Origin of the sequence: Rhizobium binxianense (genome assembly GCF_028994275.1) — a bacterium.
Classification (GTDB): domain Bacteria; phylum Pseudomonadota; class Alphaproteobacteria; order Rhizobiales; family Rhizobiaceae; genus Rhizobium; species Rhizobium binxianense.
Genome location: NZ_CP118713.1, coordinates 1,752,076 through 1,767,571 on the forward strand (window position 1 = coordinate 1,752,076; position 15,496 = coordinate 1,767,571).

At 62.0% G+C, this 15,496-nt stretch carries 16 protein-coding genes and 2 pseudogenes; 11 read left to right on the forward strand and 7 right to left on the reverse strand.

All coding sequences use genetic code 11. The features are described 5' to 3' along the window. Positions 1–14 precede the first annotated feature (14 nt). The 6 genes from PO860_RS08765 to PO860_RS08790 all read right to left on the reverse strand — a co-directional run bounded on the left by PO860_RS08765 (position 15) and on the right by PO860_RS08790 (position 4,741). Positions 15–494, reverse strand: coding sequence for a cupredoxin domain-containing protein (locus PO860_RS08765; protein ID WP_183607384.1), 480 nt, complete (start codon positions 492–494; stop codon positions 15–17). Between the two features lie 32 nt (positions 495–526). Continuing rightward, positions 527–1,873, reverse strand: coding sequence for a multicopper oxidase family protein (locus tag PO860_RS08770; protein ID WP_273882634.1), 1,347 nt, complete (start codon positions 1,871–1,873; stop codon positions 527–529). A 13-nt stretch (positions 1,874–1,886) separates the two neighbouring features. Continuing rightward, positions 1,887–3,353 carry a TolC family protein gene (locus tag PO860_RS08775; protein WP_273882633.1) on the reverse strand — a complete coding sequence of 489 codons (1,467 nt, stop codon included), beginning with the start codon at positions 3,351–3,353 and terminating at the stop codon, positions 1,887–1,889. Next, the gene (locus PO860_RS08780) at positions 3,350–3,577 is read right to left on the reverse strand and encodes a hypothetical protein (protein WP_246718269.1); all 228 of its coding nucleotides are present in this window, start codon (positions 3,575–3,577) and stop codon (positions 3,350–3,352) included. The genes PO860_RS08775 and PO860_RS08780 overlap by 4 nt, the downstream gene beginning before the upstream one ends. Before the next feature lie 93 nt (positions 3,578–3,670). Next, positions 3,671–4,084, reverse strand: a complete 414-nt coding sequence (locus PO860_RS08785; RefSeq protein ID WP_183607381.1) for a hypothetical protein — start codon at positions 4,082–4,084, stop codon at positions 3,671–3,673. A 153-nt stretch (positions 4,085–4,237) separates the two neighbouring features. After that, a complete protein-coding gene (locus PO860_RS08790; protein WP_183607380.1) occupies positions 4,238–4,741 on the reverse strand; it encodes a cytochrome b in 504 nt (167 codons plus the stop codon). A 233-nt stretch (positions 4,742–4,974) separates the two neighbouring features. Here PO860_RS08790 and PO860_RS08795 point away from each other — a divergent pair. The 8 genes and pseudogenes from PO860_RS08795 to PO860_RS08830 all read left to right on the forward strand — a co-directional run bounded on the left by PO860_RS08795 (position 4,975) and on the right by PO860_RS08830 (position 10,930). Then, positions 4,975–5,524, forward strand: a pseudogene (locus PO860_RS08795) (cytochrome c). Positions 5,525–5,692: 168 nt separating this feature from the next. Continuing rightward, the gene (locus PO860_RS08800) at positions 5,693–5,902 is read left to right on the forward strand and encodes a hypothetical protein (RefSeq protein WP_097619788.1); all 210 of its coding nucleotides are present in this window, start codon (positions 5,693–5,695) and stop codon (positions 5,900–5,902) included. 9 nt (positions 5,903–5,911) lie between these two features. Next, positions 5,912–6,286, forward strand: a complete 375-nt coding sequence (locus PO860_RS08805; protein ID WP_183607379.1) for a GFA family protein — start codon at positions 5,912–5,914, stop codon at positions 6,284–6,286. A gap of 156 nt (positions 6,287–6,442) precedes the next feature. Then, entirely contained in the window at positions 6,443–7,735 is a 1,293-nt protein-coding gene (locus tag PO860_RS08810) for an efflux RND transporter periplasmic adaptor subunit (RefSeq protein ID WP_183607378.1), read from the forward strand. A 12-nt stretch (positions 7,736–7,747) separates the two neighbouring features. After that, complete coding sequence (locus tag PO860_RS08815) at positions 7,748–8,464, forward strand: ABC transporter ATP-binding protein (RefSeq protein WP_183607377.1); 717 nt, start codon at positions 7,748–7,750, stop codon at positions 8,462–8,464. Next, entirely contained in the window at positions 8,454–9,656 is a 1,203-nt protein-coding gene (locus PO860_RS08820; protein ID WP_275038248.1) for an ABC transporter permease, read from the forward strand. The genes PO860_RS08815 and PO860_RS08820 overlap by 11 nt, the downstream gene beginning before the upstream one ends. 73 nt (positions 9,657–9,729) lie before the next feature. Then, positions 9,730–10,089: pseudogene (locus tag PO860_RS08825) on the forward strand (VOC family protein). A 226-nt stretch (positions 10,090–10,315) separates the two neighbouring features. Beyond that, positions 10,316–10,930: a GntR family transcriptional regulator gene (locus PO860_RS08830; RefSeq protein ID WP_183607372.1), complete on the forward strand. Its 615-nt coding sequence runs from the start codon at positions 10,316–10,318 to the stop codon at positions 10,928–10,930. 50 nt (positions 10,931–10,980) lie between these two features. Here PO860_RS08830 and PO860_RS08835 read toward each other — a convergent pair whose 3' ends face one another. After that, the gene (locus tag PO860_RS08835; protein ID WP_273884999.1) at positions 10,981–11,793 is read right to left on the reverse strand and encodes a ferredoxin--NADP reductase; all 813 of its coding nucleotides are present in this window, start codon (positions 11,791–11,793) and stop codon (positions 10,981–10,983) included. A 366-nt stretch (positions 11,794–12,159) separates the two neighbouring features. On the opposite strand from PO860_RS08835, the gene pcsA reads away from it, so the two are divergent. Genes pcsA through PO860_RS08850 form a run of 3 tightly spaced genes read left to right on the forward strand, consistent with a single transcriptional unit; the run spans position 12,160 to position 15,487 of the window. Next, positions 12,160–12,888: a phosphatidylcholine synthase gene (pcsA, locus tag PO860_RS08840; RefSeq protein WP_130675088.1), complete on the forward strand. Its 729-nt coding sequence runs from the start codon at positions 12,160–12,162 to the stop codon at positions 12,886–12,888. Between the two features lie 9 nt (positions 12,889–12,897). After that, positions 12,898–13,878: a quinone oxidoreductase family protein gene (locus tag PO860_RS08845; protein WP_273884998.1), complete on the forward strand. Its 981-nt coding sequence runs from the start codon at positions 12,898–12,900 to the stop codon at positions 13,876–13,878. A gap of 40 nt (positions 13,879–13,918) precedes the next feature. Further along, positions 13,919–15,487, forward strand: coding sequence for an ABC transporter ATP-binding protein (locus PO860_RS08850; RefSeq protein WP_273884997.1), 1,569 nt, complete (start codon positions 13,919–13,921; stop codon positions 15,485–15,487). Positions 15,488–15,496: the final 9 nt, after the last annotated feature.

Genomic DNA, 15,496 nt, shown 5'->3' on the forward strand with positions numbered 1-15,496 from the left:
TCCTTTGTTGCAGATTATTTGCCGGCGACGGTGACGTCGCCATGCATGCCGGCTTCGTAGTGACCGGGGATCAGGCAGGCGAACTTGAACTCGCCGTCGGTGGTGAACTTCCAGACGATCTCGCCGGATTGGCCAGCCGGAAGACGGATGGAGTTGGGGTCGGCATGTTCCATTTCCGGGAACTTCTCCATGACCTTCTTGTGCTCCAGGATCTTGTCTTCCTGATCGAGCACGAATTCGTGGTCGACGGTTCCGGCATTCTTGATCGCGATCTTGACCGTCTGCCCTTTGCGGACGTTGAAGAGCGCAGGGGTAAACAGCATCTTTCCGTCGTCGGTTTCCGTCATCGTGACGCGGATGGTCTGTGTCGCCTTGGCCTTGTCGCCGGGTTCTCCGACAGTCATCTTCTCGCCGTGGCCACCGGCATGATTGCCGGAGGCAAGTGCTGGCGAGGCGAGTGCTGCGAGGGCCAGTGCCATGAGATAATTCTTCATCCGTCATTCCTTTTCGATGTTGAGATTGGACCTCAGCCGTTTGTCGGCTTCGGCGTGATTTGCGTTTTCGCGTCTTTGGCCTTGGTCGCGTCCGGAAGTTCTCCGGTCCATTCCCAGGCCTGCGTTCCGGGCGGGTTTTCGTACCAGCCGGGATCTGAGTAATCGTCCGCCGAGATCCCCTCGCGGACTTTCACGACCGAGAACATGCCGCCCATTTCGATCGGACCATGCGGCCCCCAGCCGGTCATCATCGGAACGGTGTTCTCGGGGATGGGCATTTCCATTTCGCCCATGTCGGCCATGCCCTTGGTACCCATGGGCATGTATTCCGGCTGCAGCTTCCTGATCTTTTCGGCGACCTTCGACTTGTCCGCGCCGATGAAGGTTGGAATGTCATGACCCATGGCGTTCATAGTGTGGTGCGACTTGTGGCAGTGGATCGCCCAGTCGCCGAGATATTTGGCGTCGAACTCGTAGGCACGCATCGCGCCGACGGGGATGTCGATGCTGACCTCCGGCCACCGCGCTTCCGGCCGTACCCAGCCGCCGTCGGTGCAGGTCACTTCGAAATCGTAGCCATGCATGTGGACCGGATGGTTGGTCATCGTCAGGTTGCCGACCCGGACGCGCACCCGGTCATTCCTGGACACGACGAGAGGGCTGATGTCCGGGAACACGCGGCTGTTCCAGCACCACATGTTGAAGTCGGTCATCTCCATGATCCGCGGCACGTAGGAGCCGGGGTCGATGTCGTAGGCGTTGAGCAGGAAGACGAAGTCCCGGTCGACGCGCATGAACTTGGGATCTTTCGGATGGATCACGAAGAAACCCATCATGCCCATCGCCATCTGCACCATCTCGTCGGAATGCGGGTGGTACATGAAGGTGCCGGATTTCACGAGGTCGAACTCGTAGACGTAGGTCTTGCCGACTGGAATATGCGGCTGTGTCAGGCCGCCGACGCCGTCCATGCCCGACGGCAGGATCATGCCGTGCCAGTGGATCGTCGTGTGCTCGGGCAGCTTGTTGGTGACGAAGATGCGGACGCGATCTCCCTCGACAGCCTCGATCGTCGGTCCCGGTGACTGTCCGTTGTAGCCCCACAGATAGGCGGTCATCCCGTCCGCCATCTCGCGTTCGACCGGCTCGGCGACGAGGTGGAACTCCTTGACGCCGTTGTTCATCCGATGCGGCAAGGTCCAGCCGTTGAGGGTGACCACCGGCTGATAGTCCGGGCCGGAGGTAGGGTGGAGTGGCGGCTGCATGTCCGCCGATTCCATGGTCGGTGCGTCGGGCAGACCCATCGCCGACGTCTTCGTCCAGGCGGTTGTGGTGAGCAGAGCGGCGCTGGCTCCAAAAAGTTGTCGTCTGTTGAACATGGTGTGTCCTTTCTCAATGACCGCCGCCAGCGCTGCTTTCGGAAGCAGCGGCGACCTCGGTCTCTGCCGAGGCCTTCGTCGCGCCGCCGCCGTAGATCGCAGGCACCAGATCGGCTTCGGCGAGCCAGAAATCTCGCTTCGCGTTGACGGAAAGCAGGGTGGAGTTGATCTTGTCGCGGGTGTCCGCCAGCAGCTCGAAGGTGTTCGAGATCATGCCGTTGTAGGTCAGCAGGGATTCCTCCTCGACCTTGGTGCGCAGCGGCACGACGTTGTTGCGGTAGTGCCGCGCGATATCGTAGTGCGAGCGGTAAGCCTCGTAGGTGGAACGTGCTTCCGAGCGGACGTTGACGGCTTTCTCCGCCAAGAGGTTCGCCGCCCGCATATAGGCCAGCTCGGACTTGCGCATCCGGGCCTTGCCGGTGTCGAAGATCGGGATGGCGAACTCAAGCTCGACCTGCGCAGTGCTTCGCGTTTTCTTCTCGTCGTCCTCGATTTCCCGTTCCGTTTCGAAACCGGTCAGGATCTCAAGGTCGCTGACATAGCGCGTCGCCTCGGTGAGGCCGTAGGATCTGGCCGTGGCCTCAAGGTCGAGCTTAGCGATCTGCAGGTCGATGCGGTTCCTGAGAGCCTCGGCCTCGATGGTATCGCGTCTGACGACGGACTTGGGGAGCGGCGGCAGGCTGTTCGGAACCTGGTAGTCCAGATCGGAGCCCCAGAGGCCCATCAGCCGCGTCAACTCCTCCTTGGCAAGACGGGCGGACAAGCGGGCCTTCGCCGTTTCCCCGGCGAGTTCGGCGACGAAGACATGTTCACGGGCCTGGGCGCCCTTGGCCATTGCGCCTGTCTCGCCGAGTTTCTCGGCGAGTTCGGAGGCTGCATCGGCAGTCGCCTGGGCGTGCTGGAGCTGCCCGACATTCTCCCATGAGGCGACCGCACCGATAAAGGCGCGCCGGGTGTCAGCGGCGACCTGAAGCGTCTTCACCGCCGCGATCAATTGCGCCTGCCGAAAGCGGGTGTCGGCGATCGCCATGTCCCTGTTCTTCGTGGCGAGCGCCAGGATGTTCGTCGTGATCATCCCTTCGATCGTTTTGAACGCCTGCAGTTCCGGAGTTCCGATCCCGGTCGTGCCGATGGAGACGGTCGGGTTGATGAACATCGTCGACTGCCAGGCGTCGGCGGCGCTGTCGCCAAGATCGGCATAGGCGGCCTGGAGGCCCTTGTTGTTGAGCAGCGCGATCTGGACGGCCGTCTCGACGTCGAGAGGCTTCGTCCGAGCAAGCAGGTCTTTGACCTGCGCGGCCGCCGATCGGGCCTGGTTCTGGTTCTGGATCCAGACGGTCTCTTTCGCCGTGACAGTGGCGGTCTTGTTGGCAACGGCGGTGAAGCCCGCCCCTTTGCGGGAATAGTCGGCGCCTGTAACGCAGCCGCTCAAGGCGAGCGGAAATGCCAGCGCCGCGATCAGTCTTGTGGTGCCGATCATGAGCCGCCTCCGTTCATGGGAGACTGCAGATCGTTCTGTCTGCGCCAGGGTTTGGGATCGACCGGCTGGCGGGCGACGTAACCTGTGATTGGCGACCTGTATGCCGCCGGAAGCGCGGACGGCTGAACGACCGCGGTGGGTAACGCCACCACGTCGGGAGGAAGCGTGGATGCGCAGCCACCGGCAACAAGCGGCAGCCCCACCACGAAAAACGAGGGTTTCATTATGAAATATCCGAATAGGAGATAGCCTACAGGGCGCTCGCCCAGAAGCAGGCAAGCGTCCGACTAGACCCGATCAAGCGGGTGCCTCTCTCTTCAGATATTCGGGGGACGGTTGAGGGGCGGCAGTTCGCCAAGGGTCGTGCGGTCGTCGATGAACTGCCGGATCGAGGTTACGACCGGTCCGCCGACATCCTGGCCTTCACAAATAATACCGAGCCCGCCACAGAAATCCTTACAGCATTCTTGCTTGACGGGCTTCGATACGCCATCTGCGTCATCGCTGGCCTCGCCTTGGGAATGGTCATGGACAGCCATCTTGGTCATGTCATGGCCATCGTGATGCTGCGCGGCATCGGTTTCGGACACGACCGCTGCCATTTCGGGGAAGGAGGAGCCGTGCATGGCGGCGCTGGCGTTCGACAGCGAGTACCCCGCCAGTGATACGATGATCACCAGCCGCATCATCACGAGCAGCCTGCTCATTGCGATTCGGTACATCTTGCCCATGCTCCTCGAACTACATGCAAAGCAGCTCGATTTCAATTGCAACTCACCTGTCGTCGATGTTCGAGTCCTTTATGTGGCACGAACATCATCCCGTTCACGATCCTGGGGTTCGCCGCCAAGACCGGCCGCTATGTCGTGCTGACGCTGGCTATTTTAGAAGTTCTCGGCTGACCGCTTCCGGCGCGAGAACACCATGCGGTCGACCGTCTCGTCCCGGGCGACCAGCGTGTGCCAGGCCGCTGCGGCGAGGTGCAGCGCGACCATCGCCAGGATAATCCTCGACCCGATCACGTGATACGGCGCGATGGCGAACGAGAGATAGCTCGCGACGAACCCCATGCAAGCCTGTCCGATGATTGCGACGTAGAAACCGTAGTGAAGCGCCTTCGCGGCCCGCCCGGCCCATGGACCGGGCCTGTTGGTTTCGGGCGGCTGAAGGAGACGAAGAACCAGCCGCAGACCCATCAGCAGGCCGATCACCATTCCCGCATAGTTGTGAAGTTGGTGCTGGACGACGTCCCAATAGGATGGTGTGAGACCCATGTGGACGGCGTGGTGGGTTTTCTCGATGCTGCCGCCGGTCAGATACTGGACCGGCACCATGAAGGCGACGAGCCAGTGGAGTCCTATCTGGGCGAGCGAGTAGCCACTCTTCATCGATCCTCTCCGAGCGAAGGGCGCAGACTAATCGGCGACGGTTAATGCTTTCTCATCGCCAGTTGCAAAAAGATCTGAGCGCTACAGATCAACCGCCGATTGGAAGCTGTGAATGCGCCGGCCGCCTGACGGGCGCGATCCGCCCTCTTGCTGCCCAGATAAAGATGGATATCCGGTCACGGCATCGGATATCCGTTGCAACATTATGGTCACCAATCCAGGCGGCGTCGTCGATGAGATTAACAGTTGACGCGAACAAATTCGGACTGTTCGCCTTCATGGCGGTCCTGATGTTAGCAACCGTGTCTTCGGCCGCGGAGGACATTGTCGCCATTCGGCAGGCGGACATGAAAGCCATGGCCGCGGCGGCAAAGACGATCTCCGGCATGTTCAAGGATTCGACGACCTACAAGGCCAGCGAGTTCAAATGGGCAGCCGACACCATCCGCGACAGGTCCGGAGGCGTTCTCTCCGCACATTTCGCGTCCGAGGCCGACAGTCGGCAGTCGAAGGCCGGGCCGAACATCCTTAGGGAGCGCGACCGGTTCGACCGCATCGCCAACGACCTGCGCGACTACGCCGTCGCGCTGGATGCCGCCGCACAGCAGAACCCCGGGCCGATGACCGCCAGTATGCGCATGAAGCCCGGAGGCCATGGGTGGCGGTCCCTTCGGCACGCACATCCGCAACGAGCACGAACTGTCGACGATGGCGGCGGAACACGCGTTCCACCTCATGCTACAGACCTGCACGACCTGCCACACCCGGTTCAGGATGGAATGACGGCGGTCACCCGCCCGCAACCTCGATCAAAAAATGCGCATGTCGACGAAAAGGTTCAGGAAAACAACCGCATCCACCCGTGCCGGAAGCCCCGATGCTGCTCGCCGGCTCTTTCCAAATCGACGGGTCGCTCTAGCTTAAAGGGTATCTGACGAAAAGGAGAAAACCATGACCGACGCACCGAATACGGCGACCCCGGCGCGAAGAGTGTTGCGGGGCCGCCCCTACAGCATCGGGGAATTTGCCAGGAAATACCGGCTCGACGACAAGGAGGCGAAGCGCCTCTATGAGAAGTTTGGCCCGTCTGCCACAGAACTCGACCTGTTGATGGCGGCTAAGCGGCGCCCGCCGGGCCTTCCGTCCAGTCTCGACGCCTGACGGCCCCTGATGAAGATCCGAACCGGAGGCTGCCTTTGCGGGGCGGTCGCCTATCACTTGGAAGGCGAGCCGCTTCGTGTTGGCCTTTGCCACTGCGCCGATTGCCGCAAATCGAGCGGCTCGGCCTTCGTCTTCTTCGCGGTCTGGCCGCGCCGGGCTTTTTCCCACAACGGAGAGATCGCCATGTTCGCCGGCCGCAGCTTCTGCCCCACCTGCGGCAGCCGGCTTTTCTGCCTCAGGGAAGACGAGGCGGAAATCCGTCTCGGTTCGCTCGACCACCCGCCGACCGACCTTGCGCCGGACTATGAAGTCTGGATCAAGCGGCGGGAACCGTGGCTGCACCCTTTGCCCGGCGCCGGCCAATTTGCCGAGGATGCGGATTGACGGTCGGTCCCCGCACCGAAACTTGACTTTTCTTACCAATATTTCATTTCCCCCATCCGCAATTCCGTGCCACTTCCGCGGCAACGCTAATGCACGGTTCATCTGCGCTGTGCTTATTTCATTGCGGGGCCGAGACGCTGACTGATCGAGGATGACATGAACGATACCGGAACCGGCAAGAAGACCGGGGCACAGACAAGCGGCGCGTCCGACCTCGCAGCCGTCCTTGCCGCATCGGGCCGGCAGGGCAAGCGCAGCCGCTGGCGCGGACGCCTGCTCATCCTTTTGATCGTCATCGCCGTCGCCGCCGCCGCCGCGTATTTTTATATGGGCCGCGGGCAGAGTGAAGTGAGCTACGCCACCCAGCCGGCAAAACGCGGCGACCTGACGGTGCTCGTCACCGCCACCGGCTCGGTGCAGCCGACCGAGCAGGTGGACATATCGAGCGAACTTTCCGGCACGGTTCGCGACGTCAACGTCGACTACAACAGCACGGTCAAGTCAGGCGAGGTGCTCGCTCTCCTCGATACCAACAAGCTCGAGGCGGATGTGAAGAGTTCGCGCGCCAAGCTGAATTCGGCCAAGGCGAACGTCGTCAAGGCCAATGCCGATATGCAATCGGCGGCCACCTCGCTCGAGCGGTTGAAGAGCCTGGTCAGGAGCAATGTCTCCACCCAGCAGAGCCTCGACGACGCCAGCTACAAATATGATTCCGCCGTCGCCGCCAAACAGATTAATGAGGCCGAGGTTCTCGCCGCGGAGGCCGACCTGCAACTCGCCGAAGTCAATCTCGCCAAGGCAAAGATCATCTCGCCGATCGACGGCGTCATCCTCACCCGCTCGGTCAATCCGGGTGCCACGGTCGCGGCCTCGCTGTCGGCGCCGATCCTTTTCACCATCGCCGGCGACCTGAAGAAGATGGAGCTGCAGGTCGATGTCGACGAGGCCGATGTCGGCCAGATCGCCGTCGGCCAGAAGGCCAAGTTCACGGTCGACGCCTATCCGGATCGCACCTTTCCCGCCGAGATCGAGCAGATCCGCTTCGCCTCCGAAGTGGTCAACAATGTCGTGACCTATAAGGCGGTGCTGTCGGTCGACAATGCCGATCTGCTGCTGCGCCCCGGCATGACCGCCACGGCCGATGTTACCGTCGAGGCCGTCAAGGATACGCTGATGGTGCCGAACGCCGCGCTGCGCTACGCCCCGGCGCAGGCGGAACGGCGCGGCCGTGGCATTTTCGGCATCTTCGGCCCGCCGCGCCAGCGCAACAACAATGCCGGTTCGGCGCTGACCGGCACGCAGCGGCGCGTCTGGGTGCTGCGGAACGGCCGGCCAGTGCCCGTTATCATCCAGGTCGGCTCATCCGACGGCCAGTTCACCCAGGTCGTCTCCGGCGACATCAAGCAAGACGATGCACTGGTGACCGACGCCACGACGCGTGCGAACTAGGCGGAGGGACGGATGGCAAGCCCGCCGCTCATCGAATTCAGGCAGGTCTCGAAAATCTACGGCGAGGGCGAGGCGGCGATCCGCGCGCTCGACCGCGTCGATCTGGCGATCAATGCCCATGAATTCGTCGCGATCATGGGTCCGTCAGGCTCCGGCAAGTCGACGGCGATGAACATCCTCGGCTGCCTCGACGTGCCGAGTGGTGGCGACTACATCTTCGAAGGCATTCCGACCAGCGGCTTCGACCGCAGCCAGCTGACGCTGCTGCGCCGCCACATGCTCGGCTTCGTCTTCCAGGGTTTCAACCTCCTGTCGCGCACCTCGGCCGTCGAAAATGTCGAACTGCCGCTGATCTATCGCGGCATGGGGGTGCGCGAACGGCGCGAGCGGGCCCGCGAAGCCCTGGCGCTGGTCGGCCTCACCGGCCGCGAACATCACAAGACCCAGGAACTGTCCGGCGGCCAGCAGCAGCGCGTCGCCATCGCCCGCGCCATCGTCACCGAGCCGGCGCTGCTGCTGGCCGACGAGCCCACCGGCAATCTCGATACGAAGACCAGCGTCGAGATCATGGACCTGATGACGCGGCTGAACCGCGAGCAGGGTATCACCATCGTCATGGTCACCCATGAGCCCGATATTGCCGCCTATGCCCAGCGGCTGCTGCGTTTCGTCGACGGCAAGCTGGAGACCGAGGTCGAGCACCGGAGGAGGGCGGATCATGTTCTTTGAGACGCTGAAGCTGGCGTTGCGGGCCATCAGCCGCAACATGCTGCGCTCCTTCCTGACCGTGCTTGGTGTCGTCATCGGCGTTGCCGCCGTCATCGCGCTGGTGACGATCGGCAACGGCACGACCGCACAGGTGTCGACCGAGCTGTCGCGGCTCGGCACCAACATGCTGTTCGTCCGTCCCGGCCAGTTCGGCCCCGGCCGGGCGAGCTCCGAGGCCAAGCGCTTCAGCATCAAGGACGTCGCGGCGATCCGCGACCAGATCGGCGGCCTCAGGGCGGTGGCGCCGCTCAACCAGTCGACGGCGACGGTGATTTTCGGCGGCCAGAACCATTCGACCAGCGTCTCCGGCACCACCAATGATTATTTCATCGCCCAGGACTGGAATCTGGCGCTCGGCCGCAATTTCCTGCCCGCTGAGGAACGCGGCCAGGCGCGCTGCATCATCGGCGAAACGGTGCACTCGCAGCTCTTCGGCAGCGCCGACCCCACAGGCCAGCAGATCCGCGTCGGCAAGGTCTCATGCCCTGTCATTGGCGTGCTTGCCAAGCGCGGCCAGTCCGGCATGGGCAACGACCAGGACGATGTCGTCATCATGCCGGTCAAGGTGTTTCAGCGACGCATCAGCGGCAACAGCAACGTGCCGCAGATCATTATCTCGGCGCGCGACGGCGTCTCCACAGCCAAAGTGCAGTCCGATGTCGAAAATCTCCTGCGCGAGCGCCGCAAGATCATTCCCGGCCGCCAGGACGATTTCAACGTCAACGACATGACGCAGATCGCAGAAGCGATGACCGGCACGACGACACTGCTGACCGGCCTGCTCGGCGCCGTCGCCGCCATCAGCCTGCTCGTCGGCGGCATCGGCATCATGAACATCATGCTGGTCTCCGTCACCGAACGCACCCGCGAAATCGGCATCCGCCTGGCGATCGGCGCGCTGGAAAACCAGGTGCTCACCCAGTTCCTGGTCGAGGCGGTGGCGCTATCGCTGTTCGGCGGCATTACCGGTATCGTGCTCGGCCTGAGCCTCGGCTTCGGCGCCGTGACGCTGCTGAAAGTGCCCTTCGTCTTCAGCCCGCTGATGGTCGCCGTCGCCTTCCTGTTCTCCGCGGCGATCGGCATGATCTTCGGCTATTTCCCGGCGAGACGGGCAGCGCAGCTCAATCCCATCGAGGCGCTGCGGCACGAATAATGCACCGTGGCAAAACGCATGATGTCTCGCTACTCTTGTTAATCGAACGCAAGCGCTATCGGAGGCTGGCATCATGCCGCTCAACAGGCTGGTGATCTACGCTGGGAATGTCGAGGAAACGGCGCGGTTTTAGGAGAAGCACTTCGGTTTCAAGGTAACCAGCCTGTCGGGCGACAGGATCATCGAACTGGTCGCTCAGGACGGCGATGCGAATATCATGCTGCATCAGGCCGCCAAGGGGCAGCGGAGCGGCCAGTCCACCGTCAAGCTGGTCTTCGACGTGGAGGATGTCGAGGCCTTTTGCAGACGATGCGTGGAGAACGGCCTGGAGTTCGGCGCCATCCACAAAGCCGACGGTTATCTGTTCGCCAATGCAAAAGACCCCTGTCAAAATTCGATCTCGGTTCCCAGCCGGGCGTTCCGCAAGGGGTGACCTGCCGGCCTGATGAAGCAGCCGACGCGATATGCCTCTGAAGATCGGGTCGGGTGGCAAGAACCTTCACGGCGTAGAGCCCATGCCGGCAATGGCATTCGCCGATTTTCAGCAGTCCCGCCAATGTTATCTATCTGTCTCTATTCTGATATTTCGATGCCGACTTGTCTTCGGTTTTTGACCGTGCCACTATGTGATATATCAGGTTTGGCGACGGAGCTCCTTATTGCAGACTTCACAGAGCCATCTTGCCTATCTCGCGCTGGAGCACCTGATCGTAACACTGGCTCTGAAGCCCGGCGCGCTCGTTACCGAAAAGCAGCTGATCGACATGGCGGGCCACGGGCGGACGCCGGTGCGCGAGGCGATCCAGAAGCTTGCCTGGCAGGGGCTGATCCTGGTGAAACCGCGCGTCGGGCTGCAGGTCGCCGAGATCGCGGCTGAGGATCATCGCAATGTCATGCAGGTGCGCCGCGAGCTGGAGCCGATCGCGGCAGGTCTGGTCGCCGAACATGCGAGCGACGAGCAGCGCGCGCGCCTCATCGACTGTGCCCGCGTCATGGGCGAATGCGCCGTCACCGGCGATCTCGCCGGCTTCTTCGCTGCCGACAAGGCCTTCGACGAAATCCTTGAAGATGCCTGCCCGAACGGCTTCATCATGGCGGCACTCGGCCCGGTGCAGACGCATTCGCGCCGCCTTTGGTACTCCACCGCAAGCCCGGAGCGTATGGATCGCGCCATCGCGCTACACGTGGCCGTCATCCACGCCATCCATCAGGGCAGGCAGGATGAGGCGCGCGCCACCATGGCGACGCTGATCAATTATCTCGGCCAGGAATAGAAACGGCCCCGTTTCCGGAGCCGCTGCCAGATCTGATTTCGAGAAAAACCTCAGCCGACGAAAGCGCGCTCGATGACGAATTCGGCGGGCTTGCTGTTGGCGCCTTCATTGAGGCCGGCCTTTTCGAGCAGTTCCTTGGTGTCCTTCAGCATCGCCGAGGAGCCGCAGATCATGCCGCGGTCGATTGCCGGATCGAGCGGCGGTACGCCGAGATCGGTAAACAGCTTGCCGGAGGAGATCAGGTCGGTGATGCGGCCGCGATATTCGAAATCCTCGCGCGTGACGGTCGCATAGTGGCGCAGCTTGTCGCCGACGACTTCCTTCAGCAATTCGTCGTTCTGGATTTCGTGCACGAGGTCGAAGCCGTATTTCAACTCGGCGACATCGCGTGTCGTATGGGTGAGGATGACTTCCTCGAACTTTTCATAGGTCTCGGGATCGCGGATCAGGCTGGCGAAGGGCGCTACGCCCGTGCCCGTCGAGAACATATAAAGACGACGGCCGGGGGTCAGCGCATCGAGCACCAGCGTTCCCGTCGGCTTCTTGCGCATCAGCACTTGGTCGCCCGGCTTGATTGCCTGCAGATGCGAGGTCAGCGGGCCGTCCGGCACCTTGATCGAGAAGAATTCCAGCTCTTCGGCCCAGGAGGGACTGGCGATCGAATAGGCGCGGAACACCGGCTTGCCCTCGACCATCAGGCCGATCATCGCGAATTCGCCGGAACGGAAACGAAAGCCCTGCGGCCGGGTCATCGTGAAGCGAAAGAGCCGGTCGGTATAATGCGTCACAGCGAGCACCGTCTCGGCATAGACGCCGGCGGGGATGGACGAGGCGAAGTCTTCGGTCTTTGCAGGCGCGTTCATTGCGGTAGAGGATCCCGTTTCGTCGGATGAACTGTCGGATGCGAGGCTGATATTACATATCGGGCCGGAATTAAAGGCATTCCATTCCACGCGACGCTTTAGAAGGGAAATATGCATGTCATTGTCAGGATTCAATGGCCGCCAGGGCGATCAGAGGACAGGCGGGGAATGTCGTATTTCCCGCTGGCGAAGCCCGGCAAAGGATGCATATTAGAACGGCGCGCCTGACATGGATACTGGTTTTCGGCAAAAAGGGTGCGACAACAAAGGCCTACGGCGGCGGAACCCGATTCAGCAACAGGGTCCGGCGATGTGTGCTGATAATGATGCTTGCCGGGGCGAGCACGATAGGGCGGTCGGGGGAATATGAAGATTTTCAACTACAAGCGTGTTCCTTACGCGGAGATGCGCGCCTTCTCCGTCCATATCCTGACGGCCTCCGGCTCCTTCCTTGCCTTTCTCGGCGTCGTCGCCGCCGCCGAGCACCGCTTCATCGACATGTTCTGGTGGCTGGGCCTTGCCCTTCTCGTCGACGGCATAGACGGGCCGATCGCCCGCAAGGTGCGCGTCAAGGAAGTGCTGCCGAATTGGTCGGGCGATACGCTCGACAATATCATCGACTACGTCACCTATGTGCTGCTGCCGGCTTTCGCTCTCTATCAGAGCGGCATGATCGGCGAGCCCTGGTCCTTCGCCGCCGCCGGCATGATCGTCGTCTCCAGCGCCATCTACTATGCCGATATGGGCATGAAGACGGACGAGTATTTTTTCTCCGGCTTCCCGGTCGTCTGGAATATGATCGTCTTCACCCTGTTCGTCATCGATGCCAGCGCCACGACAGCGCTTGCCGTGGTTATTGTCTCGGTGGTGCTGACCTTCCTGCCGATCAATTTCCTGCACCCGGTCCGGGTCAAAAGGCTGCGCCCGCTCAACCTCGGCGTCTTTTTCCTGTGGTCGGCGCTCGGCATTTTTTCGCTGCTGATGCATTTCGATACGCCCGAATGGGCGCTCATTCTCTTTATCGTGACCGGAATCTATCTTTACGTCATCGGCGCGGTGCTGCAATTCTTCCCCGCCCTTGGACGCGAAGCTTAGGATAGGCAGATGACCAAAACGCAGGTGGTTTCATTCTCGAGGACGGGCGGGCCGGAGGTTTTCGACTATGGCGAGGTCGATCTTCCCACGCCCTCGACGGGTGAGGTGCAGATCAGGCAGGCGGCGATCGGCCTCAACTTCATTGACGTCTATTTCCGCAACGGCACCTATAAGCCGCCGCATCTGCCCTTCGTCACCGGCAAGGAGGGCGCCGGCACCGTGACCTCGGTCGGCCCCGGCGTGACAGATTTCAAGGTCGGTGATCGCGTCGCCTATGCCGGCGCCGACGGTGCTTACAGCACTGAGCGCAATATCGAAGTCCGCCATCTCGTGCATGTGCCTGACGGCATAGCGCTCGACACGGCGGCGGCGATGATGCTGAAGGGCATGACCGCCGAATATCTATTGAACCGCACTTTCAAGGTCGGGCCTGAGACGGTCCTGCTGTTCCATGCGGCTGCCGGCGGCGTCGGCCTGATCGCCGGCCAGTGGGCAAAGGCGCTCGGCGCCACCGTCATCGGCACGGCAGGCTCTGAAGACAAGGTCGAGATGGCGCTCGCCCATGGCTACGACCATGTGATCAATTATAAGAGCGACAGCTTCGTCGACCGTGTCCGCGACATCACCGGCGGCAAGGGCGTCGATGTCGTCTATGATTCGATCGGCCGCGATACTTTTCCACAGTCGCTTGACTGCCTGAAGCCGCGCGGCCTTTTTGCCTCCTTCGGCCAATCCTCTGGGCCGATCGAGAATTTCACCCTCGCGGCACTGGCGCAGAAGGGTTCGCTCTTTGCGACCCGGCCGACGCTCTTCACCTATATCGCCGCGCGCCAGGAACTGATCGACAGTGCCAAAGCGCTATTTGATATTGTGCAAAGCAACAAAGTGCGTATCAATATCAATCAAACCTATCCGTTACGCGAGGTTGGGCAGGCTCACGCGGATCTGGAAACAAGAAAAACAACAGGAACGACGCTGCTGATTCCATGAGATCCGAAACGGACCGGTTGGCAGAAGAAATGAGGGGAACGTGTCGCCATTGAATGTGCCGGATTCCGGTGCGTTATTATCGGTCCAGAAGCTGACGAAGTTCTTCGGAAGCTTTGCCGCCTGCAATGAAATCGATCTCGATATCGCGCCGGGCGAAATTCATGCGCTTCTCGGCGAAAACGGCGCAGGCAAATCCACCCTGGTGAAGATGCTGTTCGGCGTTCTCGAGCCGACGGGCGGGCATATCCTCTGGCAGGGCCAGCCGGTTGCGATCGCCTCGCCGGGAGAAGCCCGCAAGCACGGCATCGGCATGGTCTTCCAGCATTTTTCGCTGTTCGAAGCGCTGACGGTTGCCGAAAACATCGCGCTGTCGCTCGACGACGCCATCCCGATTGACAGAATCGCCGAGGAGGCGAGGGCGCTGTCGGTCGCCTACGGCCTGCCGCTTGATCCGCATGCCCATGTTGCCGATCTCTCGGTCGGCGAGCGTCAGCGCATCGAGATCGTCCGCGCGCTGCTGCAGAACCCGAAGCTGATCATTCTCGACGAGCCGACCTCGGTGCTGACGCCGCAGGAGGCCGACAGGCTGTTCGAGACGCTGTTCAAGCTGCGCGCCGAAGGGCGTTCGGTTCTTTATATCAGCCACCGTCTGGAAGAGGTGCAGCGCATCTGCGATCGCGCCACCGTGCTGCGCCATGGCCGCGTGACCGGCGCCTGCGATCCGAAGCGGGAAACGCCGGCCTCGCTCGCCCGCATGATGGTCGGCAGCGAAGTGGCTGTTGTCACCCATCCGGAGCGCAGCGACAAGGGCGAGGTACAGCTTGCCGTGGCCAATCTTTCCGTTGCCGCCCGCACCCCTTTCGCCATGCCGCTGCGCGATGTGTCGATGACGGTGCGCTCGGGTGAGATTCTCGCCATTGCCGGTGTCGCCGGCAACGGCCAGAGCGAGCTCTTCGACGCGCTATCAGGCGAATATCCGGTTGCTTCGGCCGAGGCGATCGTCATCCGCAAGAAGCACGTGGGCAATCAGGGCATTACCGCCCGCCGCCTTCTCGGCGCCGGCTTCGTGCCGGAGGAGCGCCACGGCCATGCCGCCGTCTCCGCCATGAAACTGTCCGACAATCTGGTGCTGGCCCGCAGCCAGTCCGATCACAAAGCCTTTCTCGGCCTGCTCGGCGTCATCCGCCATGGCGCGGTGAGATCCGCCGCAAGGCGTATTTCCGAGGCCATGGATGTCCGCAAGAGCGGCGATGATCCTGCCGCCGGCTCCTTGTCCGGTGGTAATCTGCAAAAATTCATCGTCGGCCGCGAGCTCGACCGCCAGCCGGCGGTGCTCGTCGTCAACCAGCCGACCTGGGGCGTCGATGCCGGGGCTGCAAGCCGCATCCGCCAGGCGCTGGTCGATCTGGCACGGAGCGGTTCAGCCGTCGTCGTCATCAGCCAGGATCTCGACGAAATCTTCGAAGTGGCGACCGATATCGCCGTCATCTCCGAGGGCCGCCTTTCCCGTCCGTTCCCGGCAGGCGAACTGACGCGGGAAAAGATCGGCCTGCTGATGGGCGGCCTGCACGACAGCAGCTCTGCCCCGGAGGCGCCGCATGCGCATTGAAGAGGCGCC

Coding starts and splice junctions, on each gene's coding strand:
- PO860_RS08765 (WP_183607384.1), bottom strand. CDS start 494: ATGAAGAATTATCTCATGGCACTGGCCCTCGCAGCACTCGCCTCGCCA.
- PO860_RS08770 (WP_273882634.1), bottom strand. CDS start 1,873: ATGTTCAACAGACGACAACTTTTTGGAGCCAGCGCCGCTCTGCTCACC.
- PO860_RS08775 (WP_273882633.1), bottom strand. CDS start 3,353: ATGATCGGCACCACAAGACTGATCGCGGCGCTGGCATTTCCGCTCGCC.
- PO860_RS08780 (WP_246718269.1), bottom strand. CDS start 3,577: ATGAAACCCTCGTTTTTCGTGGTGGGGCTGCCGCTTGTTGCCGGTGGC.
- PO860_RS08785 (WP_183607381.1), bottom strand. CDS start 4,084: ATGGGCAAGATGTACCGAATCGCAATGAGCAGGCTGCTCGTGATGATG.
- PO860_RS08790 (WP_183607380.1), bottom strand. CDS start 4,741: ATGAAGAGTGGCTACTCGCTCGCCCAGATAGGACTCCACTGGCTCGTC.
- PO860_RS08800 (WP_097619788.1), top strand. CDS start 5,693: ATGACCGACGCACCGAATACGGCGACCCCGGCGCGAAGAGTGTTGCGG.
- PO860_RS08805 (WP_183607379.1), top strand. CDS start 5,912: ATGAAGATCCGAACCGGAGGCTGCCTTTGCGGGGCGGTCGCCTATCAC.
- PO860_RS08810 (WP_183607378.1), top strand. CDS start 6,443: ATGAACGATACCGGAACCGGCAAGAAGACCGGGGCACAGACAAGCGGC.
- PO860_RS08815 (WP_183607377.1), top strand. CDS start 7,748: ATGGCAAGCCCGCCGCTCATCGAATTCAGGCAGGTCTCGAAAATCTAC.
- PO860_RS08820 (WP_275038248.1), top strand. CDS start 8,454: ATGTTCTTTGAGACGCTGAAGCTGGCGTTGCGGGCCATCAGCCGCAAC.
- PO860_RS08835 (WP_273884999.1), bottom strand. CDS start 11,793: ATGAACGCGCCTGCAAAGACCGAAGACTTCGCCTCGTCCATCCCCGCC.
- pcsA (WP_130675088.1), top strand. CDS start 12,160: ATGAAGATTTTCAACTACAAGCGTGTTCCTTACGCGGAGATGCGCGCC.
- PO860_RS08845 (WP_273884998.1), top strand. CDS start 12,898: ATGACCAAAACGCAGGTGGTTTCATTCTCGAGGACGGGCGGGCCGGAG.